13 protein-coding genes, 1 rRNA gene and 1 pseudogene are annotated in these 14,537 nt (G+C 49.0%); 9 read left to right on the forward strand and 6 right to left on the reverse strand.

The features are described from left to right. Positions 1-97, forward strand: a 5S ribosomal RNA gene (gene rrf, locus ACJHW7_RS19730); the annotation flags it as partial. Positions 98-201: 104 nt separating this feature from the next. Here the strand turns inward: rrf and mobB are convergent. Together mobB and mobA are read right to left on the reverse strand one after the other, a co-directional pair. After that, entirely contained in the window at positions 202-729 is a 528-nt protein-coding gene (gene mobB, locus ACJHW7_RS19735) for a molybdopterin-guanine dinucleotide biosynthesis protein MobB (protein ID WP_000907641.1), read from the reverse strand. Beyond that, a complete protein-coding gene (mobA, locus tag ACJHW7_RS19740; protein ID WP_001052174.1) occupies positions 711-1,295 on the reverse strand; it encodes a molybdenum cofactor guanylyltransferase MobA in 585 nt (194 codons plus the stop codon). The genes mobB and mobA overlap by 19 nt, the downstream gene beginning before the upstream one ends. 69 nt (positions 1,296-1,364) lie before the next feature. Here mobA and ACJHW7_RS19745 point away from each other — a divergent pair, with 69 nt between their 5' ends. The 4 genes from ACJHW7_RS19745 to ACJHW7_RS19760 all read left to right on the forward strand — a co-directional run bounded on the left by ACJHW7_RS19745 (position 1,365) and on the right by ACJHW7_RS19760 (position 4,925). Beyond that, positions 1,365-1,634, forward strand: a complete 270-nt coding sequence (locus tag ACJHW7_RS19745; RefSeq protein ID WP_001295263.1) for a YihD family protein — start codon at positions 1,365-1,367, stop codon at positions 1,632-1,634. 76 nt (positions 1,635-1,710) lie between these two features. Continuing rightward, entirely contained in the window at positions 1,711-2,697 is a 987-nt protein-coding gene (gene srkA, locus ACJHW7_RS19750; protein WP_001065520.1) for a stress response kinase SrkA, read from the forward strand. Positions 2,698-2,713: 16 nt separating this feature from the next. Continuing rightward, positions 2,714-3,340 carry a thiol:disulfide interchange protein DsbA gene (dsbA, locus tag ACJHW7_RS19755; protein ID WP_000725337.1) on the forward strand — a complete coding sequence of 209 codons (627 nt, stop codon included), beginning with the start codon at positions 2,714-2,716 and terminating at the stop codon, positions 3,338-3,340. A 154-nt stretch (positions 3,341-3,494) separates the two neighbouring features. Then, on the forward strand, positions 3,495-4,925 hold the full coding sequence (locus ACJHW7_RS19760; RefSeq protein WP_021557377.1) for a YdgA family protein: 1,431 nt from the start codon (positions 3,495-3,497) through the stop codon (positions 4,923-4,925). Between the two features lie 40 nt (positions 4,926-4,965). On the opposite strand, the gene ACJHW7_RS19765 is transcribed toward ACJHW7_RS19760, so the two are convergent. Then, positions 4,966-5,898 carry an acyltransferase gene (locus ACJHW7_RS19765; protein ID WP_021557378.1) on the reverse strand — a complete coding sequence of 311 codons (933 nt, stop codon included), beginning with the start codon at positions 5,896-5,898 and terminating at the stop codon, positions 4,966-4,968. Between the two features lie 363 nt (positions 5,899-6,261). Between ACJHW7_RS19765 and polA the strand changes: the two genes are divergently transcribed. Further along, a complete protein-coding gene (gene polA, locus ACJHW7_RS19770; protein ID WP_000250006.1) occupies positions 6,262-9,048 on the forward strand; it encodes a DNA polymerase I in 2,787 nt (928 codons plus the stop codon). Positions 9,049-9,429: 381 nt separating this feature from the next. Here polA and yihA read toward each other — a convergent pair whose 3' ends face one another. Beyond that, positions 9,430-10,062, reverse strand: coding sequence for a ribosome biogenesis GTP-binding protein YihA/YsxC (gene yihA / locus ACJHW7_RS19775; protein ID WP_000183349.1), 633 nt, complete (start codon positions 10,060-10,062; stop codon positions 9,430-9,432). A gap of 296 nt (positions 10,063-10,358) precedes the next feature. On the opposite strand from yihA, the pseudogene ACJHW7_RS19780 reads away from it, so the two are divergent. The 3 genes and pseudogenes from ACJHW7_RS19780 to hemN all read left to right on the forward strand — a co-directional run bounded on the left by ACJHW7_RS19780 (position 10,359) and on the right by hemN (position 12,715). Next, a pseudogene (locus tag ACJHW7_RS19780) lies at positions 10,359-10,525 on the forward strand (hypothetical protein). A gap of 118 nt (positions 10,526-10,643) precedes the next feature. Then, positions 10,644-11,153, forward strand: coding sequence for a Der GTPase-activating protein YihI (gene yihI, locus ACJHW7_RS19785; RefSeq protein WP_001295266.1), 510 nt, complete (start codon positions 10,644-10,646; stop codon positions 11,151-11,153). Between the two features lie 188 nt (positions 11,154-11,341). Further along, positions 11,342-12,715 (forward strand): oxygen-independent coproporphyrinogen III oxidase, encoded by a 1,374-nt coding sequence (hemN, locus tag ACJHW7_RS19790; RefSeq protein WP_000116090.1) that lies wholly within the window; start codon positions 11,342-11,344, stop codon positions 12,713-12,715. 189 nt (positions 12,716-12,904) lie between these two features. On the opposite strand, the gene ACJHW7_RS19795 is transcribed toward hemN, so the two are convergent. After that, on the reverse strand, positions 12,905-13,015 hold the full coding sequence (locus ACJHW7_RS19795) for a YshB family small membrane protein (protein WP_000893994.1): 111 nt from the start codon (positions 13,013-13,015) through the stop codon (positions 12,905-12,907). Between the two features lie 111 nt (positions 13,016-13,126). Then, positions 13,127-14,536, reverse strand: a complete 1,410-nt coding sequence (gene glnG, locus ACJHW7_RS19800; RefSeq protein WP_001188776.1) for a nitrogen regulation protein NR(I) — start codon at positions 14,534-14,536, stop codon at positions 13,127-13,129. Between the last annotated feature and the right edge of the window lies 1 nt (position 14,537).

Here is a 14,537-nt window from a genome sequence, read left to right on the forward strand (position 1 = left end):
TGGTCCCACCTGACCCCATGCCGAACTCAGAAGTGAAACGCCGTAGCGCCGATGGTAGTGTGGGGTCTCCCCATGCGAGAGTAGGGAACTGCCAGGCATCAAATTAAGCAGAAGGCCCAGTCGGAAGACTGGGCCTTTTTGCGCTGGTGCAGAAAAAGGTCGGATGCGACACTGGCTGCGTCTGATCCAGCCTACTCTTGCTTATCCGTTCTGCTTTTGCATCCACTCCACCACAAAATCAGCCAGCCCCTCAACATCATTAATATCCAGTAATGCGACATCAAGATTAAGCGGCACATCACTGGCTACAGCAATAACATGCCTGTCTATCACTAATTCTTCAGGTCGATGTCCGGCTCCATCGCGAAACAGCACAATCTTTGCGATCTCTTCATGCTTAAACCCTTCGACCAGAATCAAATCCAGCTTTGAGGTATCCATTCGACTTGCGAGAAACTGTAGATCCAGCTCTTCTTCGTCTGGTGTTTCCGTCATCAAGGCCCATCGTTGCTGGCTGGCAACGATGGTTTGTGCCGCGCCAGCCTTGCGCAGCTCATAGCTATCTTTGCCTGGCTTATCAACATCCATATCATGGTGCGTATGCTTAATCAGCCCTGGACGGATCCCTCTGGCGCATAATGCCGGGATCAGTTGTTTCAAAAGCGTAGTTTTTCCGGTACCACTCCACGCGGCAAAGGCGAGTAACGGTATCATCGTTTTTCCTGCCATCGGGCAAGCTCCTCTGGCGTATTCACGTTAATAAATGCATCTTTATTATCGCTGAAATCAACCGCATGACCGCCAGCCAGACGCATAAATGCCATTACCCGGCGTTCTCCTGCTTGCAGATATTCCAGTAATAAAGGCTCAATTGCGCGGTTTACCAGAGCAATAGTCGGGTGATCGCGTTCACCGTCGTGGACCCACACGACAGGCGCATCTTTGCGCTGATGATTAAGCCGGGCTGCTAAATCCTCGGGAATATAAGGAGTATCGCACGGACAAAACAAAAACCACTCGCCTGCTTCCTGCTGCATTACTGAAAGCATTCCTGCCAGAGGGCCTGGGTAATCCGCCAGTGAATCTTCAATCACTTTCAGACCGCTTGCCTGATAGATTTCCTGATGGCGATTGGCATTAACCACGACGTGAGAGAGCTGCGTCATAAGCGCGTCAGCGACATGTTGCCATAATGGTTTGCCGTTTAATTCAAGCAATCCTTTATCTACGCCGCCCATTCGTCTGGCTTTACCGCCTGCCAGCACAACGCCTGTTATCGTCGTCATCAGATTCACCGATATCGCCTCTTTTATTGTGGGATTGACCCTGCTAACGTGTCTGTCTCAAGAGTAAGGAGCATTACTATGAAATGTAAACGTCTGAATGAAGTTATTGAACTCCTCCAGCCAGCCTGGCAAAAAGAGCCAGACCTTAACCTGTTGCAATTTTTGCAGAAACTGGCGAAAGAGTCAGGTTTTGACGGCGAACTGGCGGATTTGACGGATGACATTCTGATCTATCACCTGAAAATGCGTGATTCCGCGAAAGATGCGGTGATCCCGGGTTTGCAGAAAGATTATGAAGAAGACTTCAAAACGGCGCTGTTACGCGCTCGCGGCGTAATTAAAGAGTAAAAGCTTGTAAGCGGTGCCACCAAAATCATCGTGAAATGATATCCTTCATCATTCGTAATGTTTTCCGGATGATGGGATGAACAACAGCGCTTTTACTTTCCAGACACTACACCCGGATACCATCATGGATGCTCTATTTGAGCAAGGGATCCGGGTGGATTCCGGTCTTACCCCGCTTAACAGCTATGAAAACCGTGTCTATCAATTTCAGGACGAAGATCGTCGACGTTTTGTCGTCAAATTTTATCGCCCTGAACGTTGGACAGCCGATCAAATCCTCGAAGAACATCAATTTGCGTTGCAGTTGGTAAATGATGAAGTTCCGGTCGCAGCACCTGTGGCCTTTAACGGTCAGACTTTATTGAATCATCAGGGATTTTATTTCGCTGTTTTTCCAAGCGTCGGTGGTCGCCAGTTCGAAGCTGATAATATCGATCAGATGGAAGCGGTTGGGCGTTATTTAGGGCGTATGCACCAGACGGGGCGCAAACAGCTTTTTATCCATCGCCCGACCATCGGTCTGAATGAATATCTCATTGAGCCACGCAAGCTGTTTGAGGACGCTACACTGATGCCTTCCGGGTTGAAAGCGGCATTCCTGAAAGCGACAGATGAGCTGATCGCCGCCGTTACAGCACACTGGCGGGAAGACTTCACCGTTCTGCGGCTACATGGAGACTGCCACGCCGGGAATATTCTCTGGCGCGATGGTCCAATGTTTGTTGATCTGGATGATGCACGTAATGGTCCAGCTATTCAGGATTTGTGGATGTTGCTCAATGGCGATAAAGCCGAGCAGCGGATGCAACTGGAAACTATTATTGAAGCTTATGAAGAATTTAGCGAGTTCGACACCGCTGAAATCGGACTGATTGAACCTTTACGCGCCATGCGTTTGGTTTATTATCTTGCCTGGCTAATGCGGCGTTGGGCTGATCCCGCGTTCCCGAAAAATTTCCCGTGGTTAACCGGGGAAGATTACTGGCTGCGACAAACGGCGACTTTTATAGAACAGGCAAAAGTTCTACAAGAACCCCCTTTACAATTAACACCTATGTATTAATCGGAGAGAGTAGATCATGAAAAAGATTTGGCTGGCGCTGGCTGGTTTAGTTTTAGCGTTTAGCGCATCGGCGGCGCAGTATGAAGATGGTAAACAGTACACTACCCTGGAAAAACCGGTAGCTGGCGCGCCGCAAGTGCTGGAGTTTTTCTCTTTCTTCTGTCCGCACTGCTATCAGTTTGAAGAAGTTCTGCATATTTCTGATAATGTGAAGAAAAAACTGCCGGAAGGCGTGAAGATGACTAAATACCACGTCAACTTCATGGGTGGTGACCTGGGCAAAGATCTGACTCAGGCATGGGCTGTGGCGATGGCGCTGGGCGTGGAAGACAAAGTCACTGTTCCGCTGTTTGAAGGCGTACAGAAAACCCAGACCATTCGTTCAGCATCTGATATCCGCGATGTATTTATCAACGCAGGTATTAAAGGTGAAGAGTACGACGCGGCGTGGAACAGCTTCGTGGTCAAATCTCTGGTCGCTCAGCAGGAAAAAGCTGCAGCTGACGTGCAATTGCGTGGCGTTCCGGCGATGTTTGTTAACGGTAAATATCAGCTGAATCCGCAGGGTATGGATACCAGCAATATGGATGTTTTTGTTCAGCAGTATGCTGATACAGTGAAATATCTGTCCGAGAAAAAATAATTCAATGTAAATTACATAAGGCCCGTGAATATTCACGGGTTTTTTTTATTATTTAATAAATATAAATACATTCTGATAATGCGTCCTGCCGCTGGACATTATTTCAGCATAAGCGGATATTTAAAGTTTTGCTGTTTTATCAGGGAATATTTATATGATACATAAGTCAGCTACAGGTGTTATTGTTGCGTTAGCCGTAATCTGGGGTGGTGGCACATGGTACACAGGTACGCAAATTCAGCCTGGTGTCGAAAAGTTTATTAAAGATTTTAACGATGCGAAAAAGAAAGGTGAACATGCCTACGATATGACGTTAAGTTATAAAAACTTTGACAAAGGCTTTTTTAATTCCCGTTTTCAAATGCAAATGACATTCGATAACGGTGCACCCGATCTCAATATCAAGCCAGGCCAGAAAGTTGTATTTGATGTGGATGTTGAGCACGGTCCGTTGCCCATCACAATGTTAATGCATGGTAATGTCATCCCAGCACTGGCAGCGGCAAAAGTGAACTTAGTGAATAATGAACTGACACAACCGCTATTTATCGCCGCGAAAAATAAATCGCCCGTGGAAGCGACATTGCGATTCGCGTTTGGTGGCTCATTCTCTACGACATTAGATGTTGCCCCTGCAGAGTATGGAAAGTTTTCTTTTGGTGAGGGCCAGTTTACTTTTAATGGTGATGGTAGTTCATTGTCTAACCTGGATATTGAAGGCAAAGTCGAAGATATTGTTCTGCAATTATCACCAATGAACAAAGTAACGGCAAAAAGTTTTACCATTGATTCTCTGGCGCGATTAGAAGAAAAGAAATTTCCGGTTGGTGAAAGCGAGTCGAAATTTAATCAGATTAACATTATCAATCACGGGGAAGACGTTGCCCAAATCGATGCTTTCGTTGCAAAAACCAGGCTGGATCGCGTTAAAGACAAAGATTATATCAATGTCAATCTCACCTACGAACTTGATAAGTTAACAAAAGGGAATCAGCAACTCGGTAGTGGTGAGTGGTCATTGATTGCTGAATCTATTGATCTCTCAGCAGTGCGCCAATTTATCATCCAGTATAACATTGCGATGCAGAAGCAGCTTGCTGCACACCCTGAGTTAGCAAACGATGAAGTTGCTCTGCAAGAAGTGAATGCTGCATTGTTCAAAGAGTATTTACCGTTATTACAAAAAAGTGAGCCGACCATTAAACAACCGGTAAAATGGAAGAACGCACTCGGCGAACTAAATGCCAATCTGGATATCAGTATTGCCGACCCAGCCAAATCTTCATCATCCACAAACAAAGATATCAAATCGCTCAATTTTGATGTGAAGTTACCGCTTAATGTCGTCACAGAAACCGCAAAACAGCTTAATTTATCTGAAGGAATGGATGCGGAAAAAGCGCAAAAGCAGGCTGATAAACAAATCAGCGGGATGATGACATTAGGTCAGATGTTTCAGTTAATCACGATTGACAACAATACCGCCTCGCTGCAGCTGCGTTATACACCGGGTAAAGTTGTTTTTAACGGACAGGAGATGAGCGAAGAAGAATTTATGTCTCGTGCCGGACGTTTTGTTCATTAAAATACTCACTCGCCTCTGCTCATTCAGAGGCGAGTAAAACTTACTTATTCTGACGCTGTGATGACATGAGAGACGTCAGAAGCCGGTCTTTTTCCTGCCACAATGAGTTCAGCCATTGCTGAAAATGGCGCTTAAAGCTTTTGTCATTGATGTAGTCGCCATGTAACTCATCGGCAATAGGCTGTAAATCCACATGTACGACAATCCGCGTCAGTTTACCGCTTAACATATCGAAGAACGGCTGACGGTTATTGTCCGGATAACACAGCGTAACATTAAGCAGTTTATCGAATTGTTTACCCAGTACATTTAGCGCCATCGCAATGCCTGCCGCCTTTGGTGGCAACAAGTTTTGAAAAGTGGAGTGGGTTTGCTGATGTTTTTCTTGCGTGAAACGGGAGCCTTCAACGAAATTGACAATGGTGGTGGGATGCAGGCGAAACTTTTCACAAGAACGCCGAGTGGTTTCAACATCTTTACCACGTCGCTCCGGATGACGTAATAAATAAGCGCGGGAATAACGCTTCATAAACGGCATATCCAGCGACCAGCACGCCAGGCCAAGAAATGGCACCCAGGCCAGCTGTTGCTTGAGGAAATATTTATTCATCGGAATGTGCTTACGAAACAGCACGCACAGTACGACAATATCTGCCCAACTACGGTGGTTACAAATAAGCAGATACCAGTTCTTCTTACTTAACCCTTCCAGCCCGTGAACTTCCCATTGCAGGTGTGGGTTCAGATGCAGTAATACCGCCAGACCTTCACACCAGCAATACATCATAAAATCACAAAAACGCGAAACCTTTCGCCAAATGACTGGCACAGGTAGCAATAGTTTTACAATCCCGGCAATGATGATCGGGACGGAACAAAAAATAGTGACCAAAATGGTCAATACGATACTCAGCAAAAGGGTTATCGCAGCGAGTATTCTCGTCATAATGAATTGATTCAAAAGGTTAGCCATAGACAGTGCGCTAAAGAAGCGCAAGGCGCAGATTTTAGCAGAAAACGACCCAAATAACGGATGATCCTTAAGGAGAAAAATAATTCATATCTATCCACATTAGAAAAAATCCCATTATCTCAATTATTAGGGATGGATTTATTTTTAACTGCATGAAAAACAAAGACAAACATCATGCTGTAAAAAGCATGATAATAAATTAAAAGCGATGTAAATAATTTATGCACAAAGTTATCCACATGACGATTTGCGAGCGATCCAGAAGATCTACAAAAGATTTTCACGAAAAGCGGTGAAAAACTCATGTTTTCATCCTGTCTGTGGCATCCTTTACCCATAATCTGATAAACAGGCACGGACATTATGGTTCAGATCCCCCAAAATCCACTTATCCTTGTAGATGGTTCATCTTATCTTTATCGCGCATATCACGCGTTTCCCCCGCTGACTAACAGCGCAGGCGAGCCGACCGGTGCGATGTATGGTGTCCTCAACATGCTGCGCAGTCTGATCATGCAATATAAACCGACGCATGCAGCGGTGGTCTTTGACGCCAAGGGAAAAACCTTTCGTGATGAACTGTTTGAACATTACAAATCACATCGCCCGCCAATGCCGGACGATCTGCGTGCACAAATCGAACCCTTGCACGCGATGGTTAAAGCGATGGGACTGCCGCTGCTGGCGGTTTCTGGCGTAGAAGCGGACGACGTTATCGGTACTCTGGCGCGCGAAGCCGAAAAAGCCGGGCGTCCGGTGCTGATCAGCACTGGCGATAAAGATATGGCGCAGCTGGTGACGCCAAATATTACGCTTATCAATACCATGACGAATACCATCCTCGGACCGGAAGAGGTGGTGAATAAGTACGGCGTGCCGCCAGAACTGATCATCGATTTCCTGGCGCTGATGGGTGACTCCTCTGATAACATTCCTGGCGTACCGGGCGTCGGTGAAAAAACCGCGCAGGCATTGCTGCAAGGTCTTGGCGGACTGGATACGCTGTATGCCGAGCCAGAAAAAATTGCTGGGTTGAGCTTCCGTGGCGCGAAAACAATGGCAGCGAAGCTCGAGCAAAACAAAGAAGTTGCTTATCTCTCATACCAGCTGGCGACGATTAAAACCGACGTTGAACTGGAGCTGACCTGTGAACAACTGGAAGTGCAGCAACCGGCAGCGGAAGAGTTGTTGGGGCTGTTCAAAAAGTATGAGTTCAAACGCTGGACTGCTGATGTCGAAGCGGGCAAATGGTTACAGGCCAAAGGGGCAAAACCAGCCGCGAAGCCACAGGAAACCAGTGTTGCAGACGAAGCGCCAGAAGTGACGGCAACGGTGATTTCTTATGACAACTACGTCACCATCCTTGATGAAGAAACACTGAAAGCGTGGATTGCGAAGCTGGAAAAAGCGCCGGTATTTGCATTTGATACCGAAACCGACAGCCTTGATAACATCTCTGCTAACCTGGTCGGGCTTTCTTTTGCTATCGAGCCAGGTGTAGCGGCATATATTCCGGTTGCTCATGATTATCTTGATGCGCCCGATCAAATCTCTCGCGAGCGTGCACTCGAGTTGCTAAAACCGCTGCTGGAAGATGAAAAGGCGCTGAAGGTCGGGCAAAACCTGAAATACGATCGCGGTATTCTGGCGAATTACGGCATTGAGCTGCGTGGGATTGCGTTTGATACCATGCTGGAGTCCTACATTCTCAATAGCGTTGCCGGGCGTCACGATATGGACAGCCTCGCGGAACGTTGGTTGAAGCACAAAACCATCACTTTTGAAGAGATTGCGGGTAAAGGCAAAAATCAACTGACCTTTAACCAGATTGCCCTCGAAGAGGCCGGACGTTACGCCGCCGAAGATGCTGATGTCACCTTGCAGTTGCATCTGAAAATGTGGCCAGATCTGCAAAAACACAAAGGGCCGTTGAACGTCTTCGAGAATATCGAAATGCCGCTGGTGCCGGTGCTTTCACGCATTGAACGTAACGGTGTGAAGATCGATCCGAAAGTGCTGCACAATCATTCTGAAGAGCTCACCTTGCGTCTGGCTGAGCTGGAAAAGAAAGCGCATGAAATTGCAGGTGAAGAATTTAACCTTTCTTCCACCAAGCAGTTACAAACCATTCTCTTTGAAAAACAGGGTATTAAACCGCTGAAGAAAACGCCGGGTGGCGCGCCGTCAACGTCGGAAGAGGTACTGGAAGAACTGGCGCTGGACTATCCGTTGCCAAAAGTGATTCTGGAGTATCGTGGTCTGGCGAAGCTGAAATCGACCTACACCGACAAGCTGCCGCTGATGATCAACCCGAAAACCGGGCGTGTGCATACCTCTTATCACCAGGCAGTAACTGCAACGGGACGTTTATCGTCAACCGATCCTAACCTGCAAAACATTCCGGTGCGTAACGAAGAAGGTCGTCGTATCCGCCAGGCGTTTATTGCGCCAGAGGATTATGTGATTGTCTCAGCGGACTACTCGCAGATTGAACTGCGCATTATGGCGCATCTTTCGCGTGACAAAGGCTTGCTGACCGCATTCGCGGAAGGAAAAGATATCCACCGGGCAACGGCGGCAGAAGTGTTTGGTTTGCCACTGGAAACCGTCACCAGCGAGCAACGCCGTAGCGCGAAAGCGATCAACTTTGGTCTGATTTATGGCATGAGTGCTTTCGGTCTGGCGCGGCAATTGAACATTCCACGTAAAGAAGCGCAGAAGTACATGGACCTTTACTTCGAACGCTACCCTGGCGTGCTGGAGTATATGGAACGCACCCGTGCTCAGGCGAAAGAGCAGGGCTACGTTGAAACGCTGGACGGACGCCGTCTGTATCTGCCGGATATCAAATCCAGCAATGGTGCTCGTCGTGCAGCGGCTGAACGTGCAGCCATTAACGCGCCAATGCAGGGAACCGCCGCCGACATTATCAAACGGGCGATGATTGCCGTTGATGCGTGGTTACAGGCTGAGCAACCGCGTGTACGTATGATCATGCAGGTACACGATGAACTGGTATTTGAAGTTCATAAAGATGATGTTGATGCCGTCGCGAAGCAGATTCATCAACTGATGGAAAACTGTACCCGTCTGGATGTGCCGTTGCTGGTGGAAGTGGGGAGTGGCGAAAACTGGGATCAGGCGCACTAAGATTCGCCTGAACATGCCCTTTTTTCGTAAGTAAGCAACATAAGCTGTCACGTTTTGTGATGGCTATTAGAAATTCCTATGCAACAACTGAAAAAAAATTACAAAAAGTGCTTTCTGAACTGAACAAAAAAGAGTAAAGTTAGTCGCGTAGGGTACAGAGGTAAGATGTTCTATCTTTCAGACCTTTTACTTCACGTAATCGGATTTGGCTGAATATTTTAGCCGCCCCAGTCAGTAATGACTGGGGCGTTTTTTATTGGGCGAAAGAAAAGATCCGTAATGCCTGATGCGCTATGTTTATCAGGCCAACGGTAGAATTGTAATCTATTGAATTTACGGGCCGGATACGCCACATCCGGCACAAGCATTAAGGCAAGAAAATTATTCGCCGTCCTGCGTTTCTTCTACAGGCTGCATCTCGCTAAACCAGGTATCCAGTTTCTGCCGCAGCTTGTCCACGCCTTGTTTCTTCAACGAAGAAAACGTTTCAACCTGCACATCACCGTTAAACGCCAGTACAGCTTCACGCACCATATTCAATTGCGCTTTACGTGCGCCGCTTGCCAGTTTGTCCGCTTTGGTCAGCAGCACCAGAACGGCGATATTGCTGTCTACCGCCCACTCAATCATCTGCTGATCCAAATCTTTCAGCGGATGGCGAATATCCATTAGCACCACCAGACCTTGCAGGCTCTGACGTTTTTCGAGGTATTCGCCGAGCGCACGCTGCCATTTGCGCTTCATCTCTTCCGGGACTTCCGCATAACCGTACCCAGGCAAGTCAACCAGACGCTTGCCGTCAGCCACTTCAAACAGGTTGATAAGCTGGGTGCGCCCTGGGGTTTTTGAGGTACGAGCCAGGCTTTTCTGGTTAGTCAGCGTGTTCAGCGCGCTGGATTTACCTGCGTTGGAACGGCCTGCAAAAGCCACTTCAATTCCGGTATCGGAAGGTAGGTGGCGAATATCAGGCGCACTCATCACAAAATGCGTCTGTTGATAATTCAAATTAGTCAAAGCGGTCGTCTCCGTCAGTCAAAGCTTTGTGGCGATTATACCTGAACCATAATAAAAGGCGGATTTTTCGGCGTGAGCGTTGTAAGTAAAAGCCATACGCTTTGTGAGACATTGCCGATAGTCTTTATGCGAAATAGCAGAGAAAATTCTGCGATGCATGTCAAATAAGCTATATAAATCAGTGAATTGCTTTTATATAAAACTCTGAAAATGTGCAAATACTGATGGCGGTTGATTGTTTGTTTAAAGCAAAGGCGTAAAGTAGCACCCATAGAGCGAGGACGCTAACAGGAACAATGACTCAGGATGAGGGTCAGGAGCGCCAGGAGGCGAAGACAGAGGATTGTCAGGAAGACAAACGTCCGGAGACGTAATTAAACGGAAATGGAATCAACACGGATTGTTCCGGCTAAAGGAAAAACAGGGTGTGTTGGCGGCCTGCAAGGATTGTAAGACCCGTTAAGGGTTATGAGTCAGGAAAAAAGGCGACAGAGTAATCTGTCGCCTTTTTTCTTTGCTTGCTTTCTGTTAGATTCCGCCGCAAATCTATACTGAATAAAACGGCTAAAAGACGAACCATTATGAAACCATCATCTTCAAACTCACGCAGCAAAGGTCATGCAAAAGCGCGTCGAAAAACACGCGAGGAGCTGGATCAGGAAGCTCGTGATCGCAAGCGTCAGAAAAAACGTCGTGGTCATGCGCCGGGCAGCCGCGCAGCGGGCGGAAACACCACGTCAGGCAGCAAAGGCCAGAACGCACCAAAAGATCCACGTATTGGCAGTAAAACCCCTATTCCATTGGGCGTGACTGAAAAAGTCACCAAACAGCACAAACCGAAGAGTGAGAAACCTATGCTTTCACCGCAGGCGGAGTTGGAATTACTGGAAACGGATGAGCGTCTGGATGCGCTGCTGGAACGTCTGGAAGCAGGCGAAACCCTGAGCGCCGAAGAGCAATCCTGGGTGGATGCTAAACTGGATCGTATTGATGAGTTGATGCAGAAACTCGGCCTCTCTTATGACGATGACGAAGAAGAGGAAGAAGACGAGAAGCAAGAAGACATGATGCGTCTGCTGCGGGGCAACTAACGGATTGCCGCCGTGGGCCTTCCCGTTCTGCTGATAACCCTTCCGGTTATATGTTATCTGGTGTGGTTATTCGTTAAACTACAGCGGTTGTCGCGGCGACAAAAGTGGCTGCGCAACCGGCTGATGACCCGAAACGGGCATCCGCCGGTACGCCGTAGCCGCCAGAGACGCCATCGGAAGGAGTGAGCATGTCTGTACAGCAAATCGACTGGGATCTGGCCCTGATCCAGAAATATAACTATTCCGGGCCACGATACACCTCGTACCCGACCGCGCTGGAGTTTTCAGAAGACTTCGGCGAACAGGCGTTTTTACAAGCCGTGGCGCGCTATCCTGAGCGTCCATTATCTCTCTACGTACATATCCCGTTCTGCCATAAGCTTTGTTACTTCTGCGGTTGCAATAAGATTGTTACTCGCCAGCAGCACAAGGCCGATCAGTATCTGGACGCGCTGGAGCAAGAAATCGTCCATCGTGCACCGCTGTTCGCCGGGCGTCACGTCAGCCAATTGCACTGGGGCGGCGGAACGCCGACGTATCTGAATAAAGCGCAAATCAGCCGCCTGATGAAGCTGCTGCGCGAAAACTTCCAGTTCAATGCCGATGCGGAGATTTCGATCGAAGTCGATCCGCGGGAAATCGAACTGGATGTACTCGATCATTTACGCGCCGAAGGCTTTAATCGCCTGAGCATGGGCGTGCAGGACTTCAACAAAGAAGTGCAACGTCTGGTTAACCGCGAGCAGGATGAAGAGTTCATCTTTGCACTGCTTAACCATGCGCGTGAGATTGGTTTTACCTCCACCAACATCGACCTGATTTACGGCCTGCCGAAACAGACGCCGGAGAGTTTCGCCTTTACCCTGAAACGTGTGGCGGAGCTGAACCCCGATCGTCTGAGTGTCTTTAACTACGCGCATCTGCCGACCATTTTTGCTGCTCAGCGCAAAATCAAAGATGCTGACCTGCCGAGTCCGCAGCAAAAACTCGATATCCTGCAGGAAACCATCGCCTTCCTGACGCAATCGGGCTATCAGTTTATCGGTATGGATCACTTTGCCCGTCCGGATGACGAGCTGGCGGTGGCCCAGCGTGAAGGCGTGCTGCATCGTAACTTCCAGGGCTACACCACTCAGGGCGATACCGATCTGCTGGGGATGGGCGTTTCCGCCATCAGCATGATTGGCGACTGCTACGCGCAGAACCAGAAAGAGTTGAAGCAGTACTATCAGCAAGTGGATGAACAAGGCAATGCGCTGTGGCGTGGTATTGCGCTAACGCGTGATGACTGTATTCGCCGCGATGTGATTAAGTCGCTCATCTGCAACTTCCGTCTGGATTACGCCCCTATTGAGAAACAGTGGGATTTGCACTTCGCTGATTACTTTGCGGAAGATCTCAAGCTGCTCGCCCCGTTAGCAAAAGATGGGCTGGTGGATGTGGATGAGAAGGGAATACAGGTGACGGCGAAAGGTCGCTTGCTGATCCGCAACATTTGCATGTGCTTTGATACCTATCTGCGCCAGAAAGCGCGGATGCAGCAGTTCTCACGGGTGATTTAAATAGTGAATGGCGCTTCGTTTACAAAGTAGAAAACGAAAGCGCCATCAATGTGCTGAGAACAAGATTGCCTGATGCGCTACGCTTATCAGGCCTACAAAACCTGTTGAAAATATTGCTTTTGTAGGCCGGATAAGGCGTTCACGCCGCATCCGGCATGAACAAAGAGCACTTCATCAGCAATCTGAAACTCAACTAAACAGCCCAATCATTGCGGCACACAGCACGGCAGCAACGGCAGTTTGCGGTGTGTGGCTGTCAACTGCGCCACTCGATACCAGATTAATTATTGATTCCAGCATAATGACTCTCCCCGTTTTCCGGGCAAGATCATACTGAACTTATCGGAACAGTAAAGCGCAAAATACCAGCAATTTGCGCTCAATAATCAATCTTTACACACACGCCGTGAATCACTCCATCCCCAGCTCTTTTAACTTACGCGTCAGAGTGTTGCGGCCCCAGCCGAGTAGCCGCGCCGCTTCCTGTTTATGCCCCTGCGTATGTCGCAACGCGGTCGTCAGTAACGTCCGCTCCAGCTCTGGCTGCGCTTCGGAAAGCAGATTTTGATGACCGGAACGCAGCGCTCTGTCTGCCCACTGCGCAAGAAGCGTCGCCCAACTGTCCGGTTGCATTTGCGAAGTACTCTCCGCAACCGTTGATTCAAACAGTTCGCCGGGCAAATCCTGAATCAACACTTCCTGCCCGGCGGCCATCACCGTTAGCCAGCGGCAGGTGTTTTCCAGCTGGCGCACGTTGCCTGGCCACGCCAGACGCGTCAGAGCAGCTTCGGTTTCCGGATGCAGTAACTTCGCTTCTACGCCCAGTTCGCGCGCGGCAACCTGTAAAAAATGGCGCGCCAGACGGGGAATATCTTCCCGACGTTCGCGCAGCGGCGGCAGATGAACGCGGATAACGTTCAGGCGGTGGAACAGATCCTCACGGAACTTACCTTCCTGCACTCGCTGTTCGAGATTCTGGTGAGTGGCAGCGATAATCCGCACATCCACTTTCACCGGCGCATAGCCGCCAACGCGGTAAAACTGACCGTCTGCCAGCACGCGCAGCAAACGCGTCTGCACATCCAGCGGCATATCACCAATTTCGTCGAGGAATAATGTACCGCCATCGGCCTGTTCAAAACGCCCCTGACGAATGGTATTCGCGCCAGTAAACGCGCCTTTCTCGTGGCCAAACAGTTCTGATTCGATCAAATCTTTTGGGATAGCTGCCATATTCAGCGCGATAAACGGCGCTTTGGCGCGCGGACTGTGGCGATGCAGGGCATGAGCGACCAGTTCTTTACCGGTGCCGGATTCGCCGTTAATCAGCACGCTAATAGAAGAACGCGAAAGCCGACCGATAATACGGAACACGTCCTGCATGGCTGGCGCTTCGCCGATGATATCGGTCGTTGGGCCGTTAAGCTGAATATTACGCGGCTGCTGCTGTTCCTGATAATGGCTGATGGCGCGCTCAACCAGCGCCACGGCTTCGTCGATATCAAACGGTTTGGGCAGATAATCAAACGCCCCTTGTTGATAGGCGCTGACGGCAGCATCCAGATCGGAATGTGCGGTCATAATGATGACCGGAAGCATCGGATGGCGCTGTTTAATCTGCTTGAGCAGTGCCAGCCCGTCCATTCCCGGCATACGGATATCTGAAAGCAGCACATCCGGCGTTTTGCTCGCCAGCGCCTCCAGTACCTCCGCGCCGTTCTCAAATGTCGTACAGGTTAAACCCGCTCCAGCGAGCGCACGTTCAAGCACCCAACGGATGGAACTATCGTCATCGACTACCCAGACTATCCCTCGTTGCATA

This window comes from Escherichia sp. WS1152 (genome assembly GCF_046487665.1).
Taxonomy (GTDB): domain Bacteria; phylum Pseudomonadota; class Gammaproteobacteria; order Enterobacterales; family Enterobacteriaceae; genus Escherichia; species Escherichia coli.

Coding starts and splice junctions, on each gene's coding strand:
- srkA (WP_001065520.1), top strand. CDS start 1,711: ATGAACAACAGCGCTTTTACTTTCCAGACACTACACCCGGATACCATC.
- ACJHW7_RS19795 (WP_000893994.1), bottom strand. CDS start 13,015: ATGCTGGAATCAATAATTAATCTGGTATCGAGTGGCGCAGTTGACAGC.
- ACJHW7_RS19760 (WP_021557377.1), top strand. CDS start 3,495: ATGATACATAAGTCAGCTACAGGTGTTATTGTTGCGTTAGCCGTAATC.
- ACJHW7_RS19745 (WP_001295263.1), top strand. CDS start 1,365: ATGAAATGTAAACGTCTGAATGAAGTTATTGAACTCCTCCAGCCAGCC.
- ACJHW7_RS19765 (WP_021557378.1), bottom strand. CDS start 5,898: ATGGCTAACCTTTTGAATCAATTCATTATGACGAGAATACTCGCTGCG.
- dsbA (WP_000725337.1), top strand. CDS start 2,714: ATGAAAAAGATTTGGCTGGCGCTGGCTGGTTTAGTTTTAGCGTTTAGC.
- polA (WP_000250006.1), top strand. CDS start 6,262: ATGGTTCAGATCCCCCAAAATCCACTTATCCTTGTAGATGGTTCATCT.
- hemN (WP_000116090.1), top strand. CDS start 11,342: ATGTCTGTACAGCAAATCGACTGGGATCTGGCCCTGATCCAGAAATAT.
- glnG (WP_001188776.1), bottom strand. CDS start 14,536: ATGCAACGAGGGATAGTCTGGGTAGTCGATGACGATAGTTCCATCCGT.
- yihI (WP_001295266.1), top strand. CDS start 10,644: ATGAAACCATCATCTTCAAACTCACGCAGCAAAGGTCATGCAAAAGCG.
- mobB (WP_000907641.1), bottom strand. CDS start 729: ATGGCAGGAAAAACGATGATACCGTTACTCGCCTTTGCCGCGTGGAGT.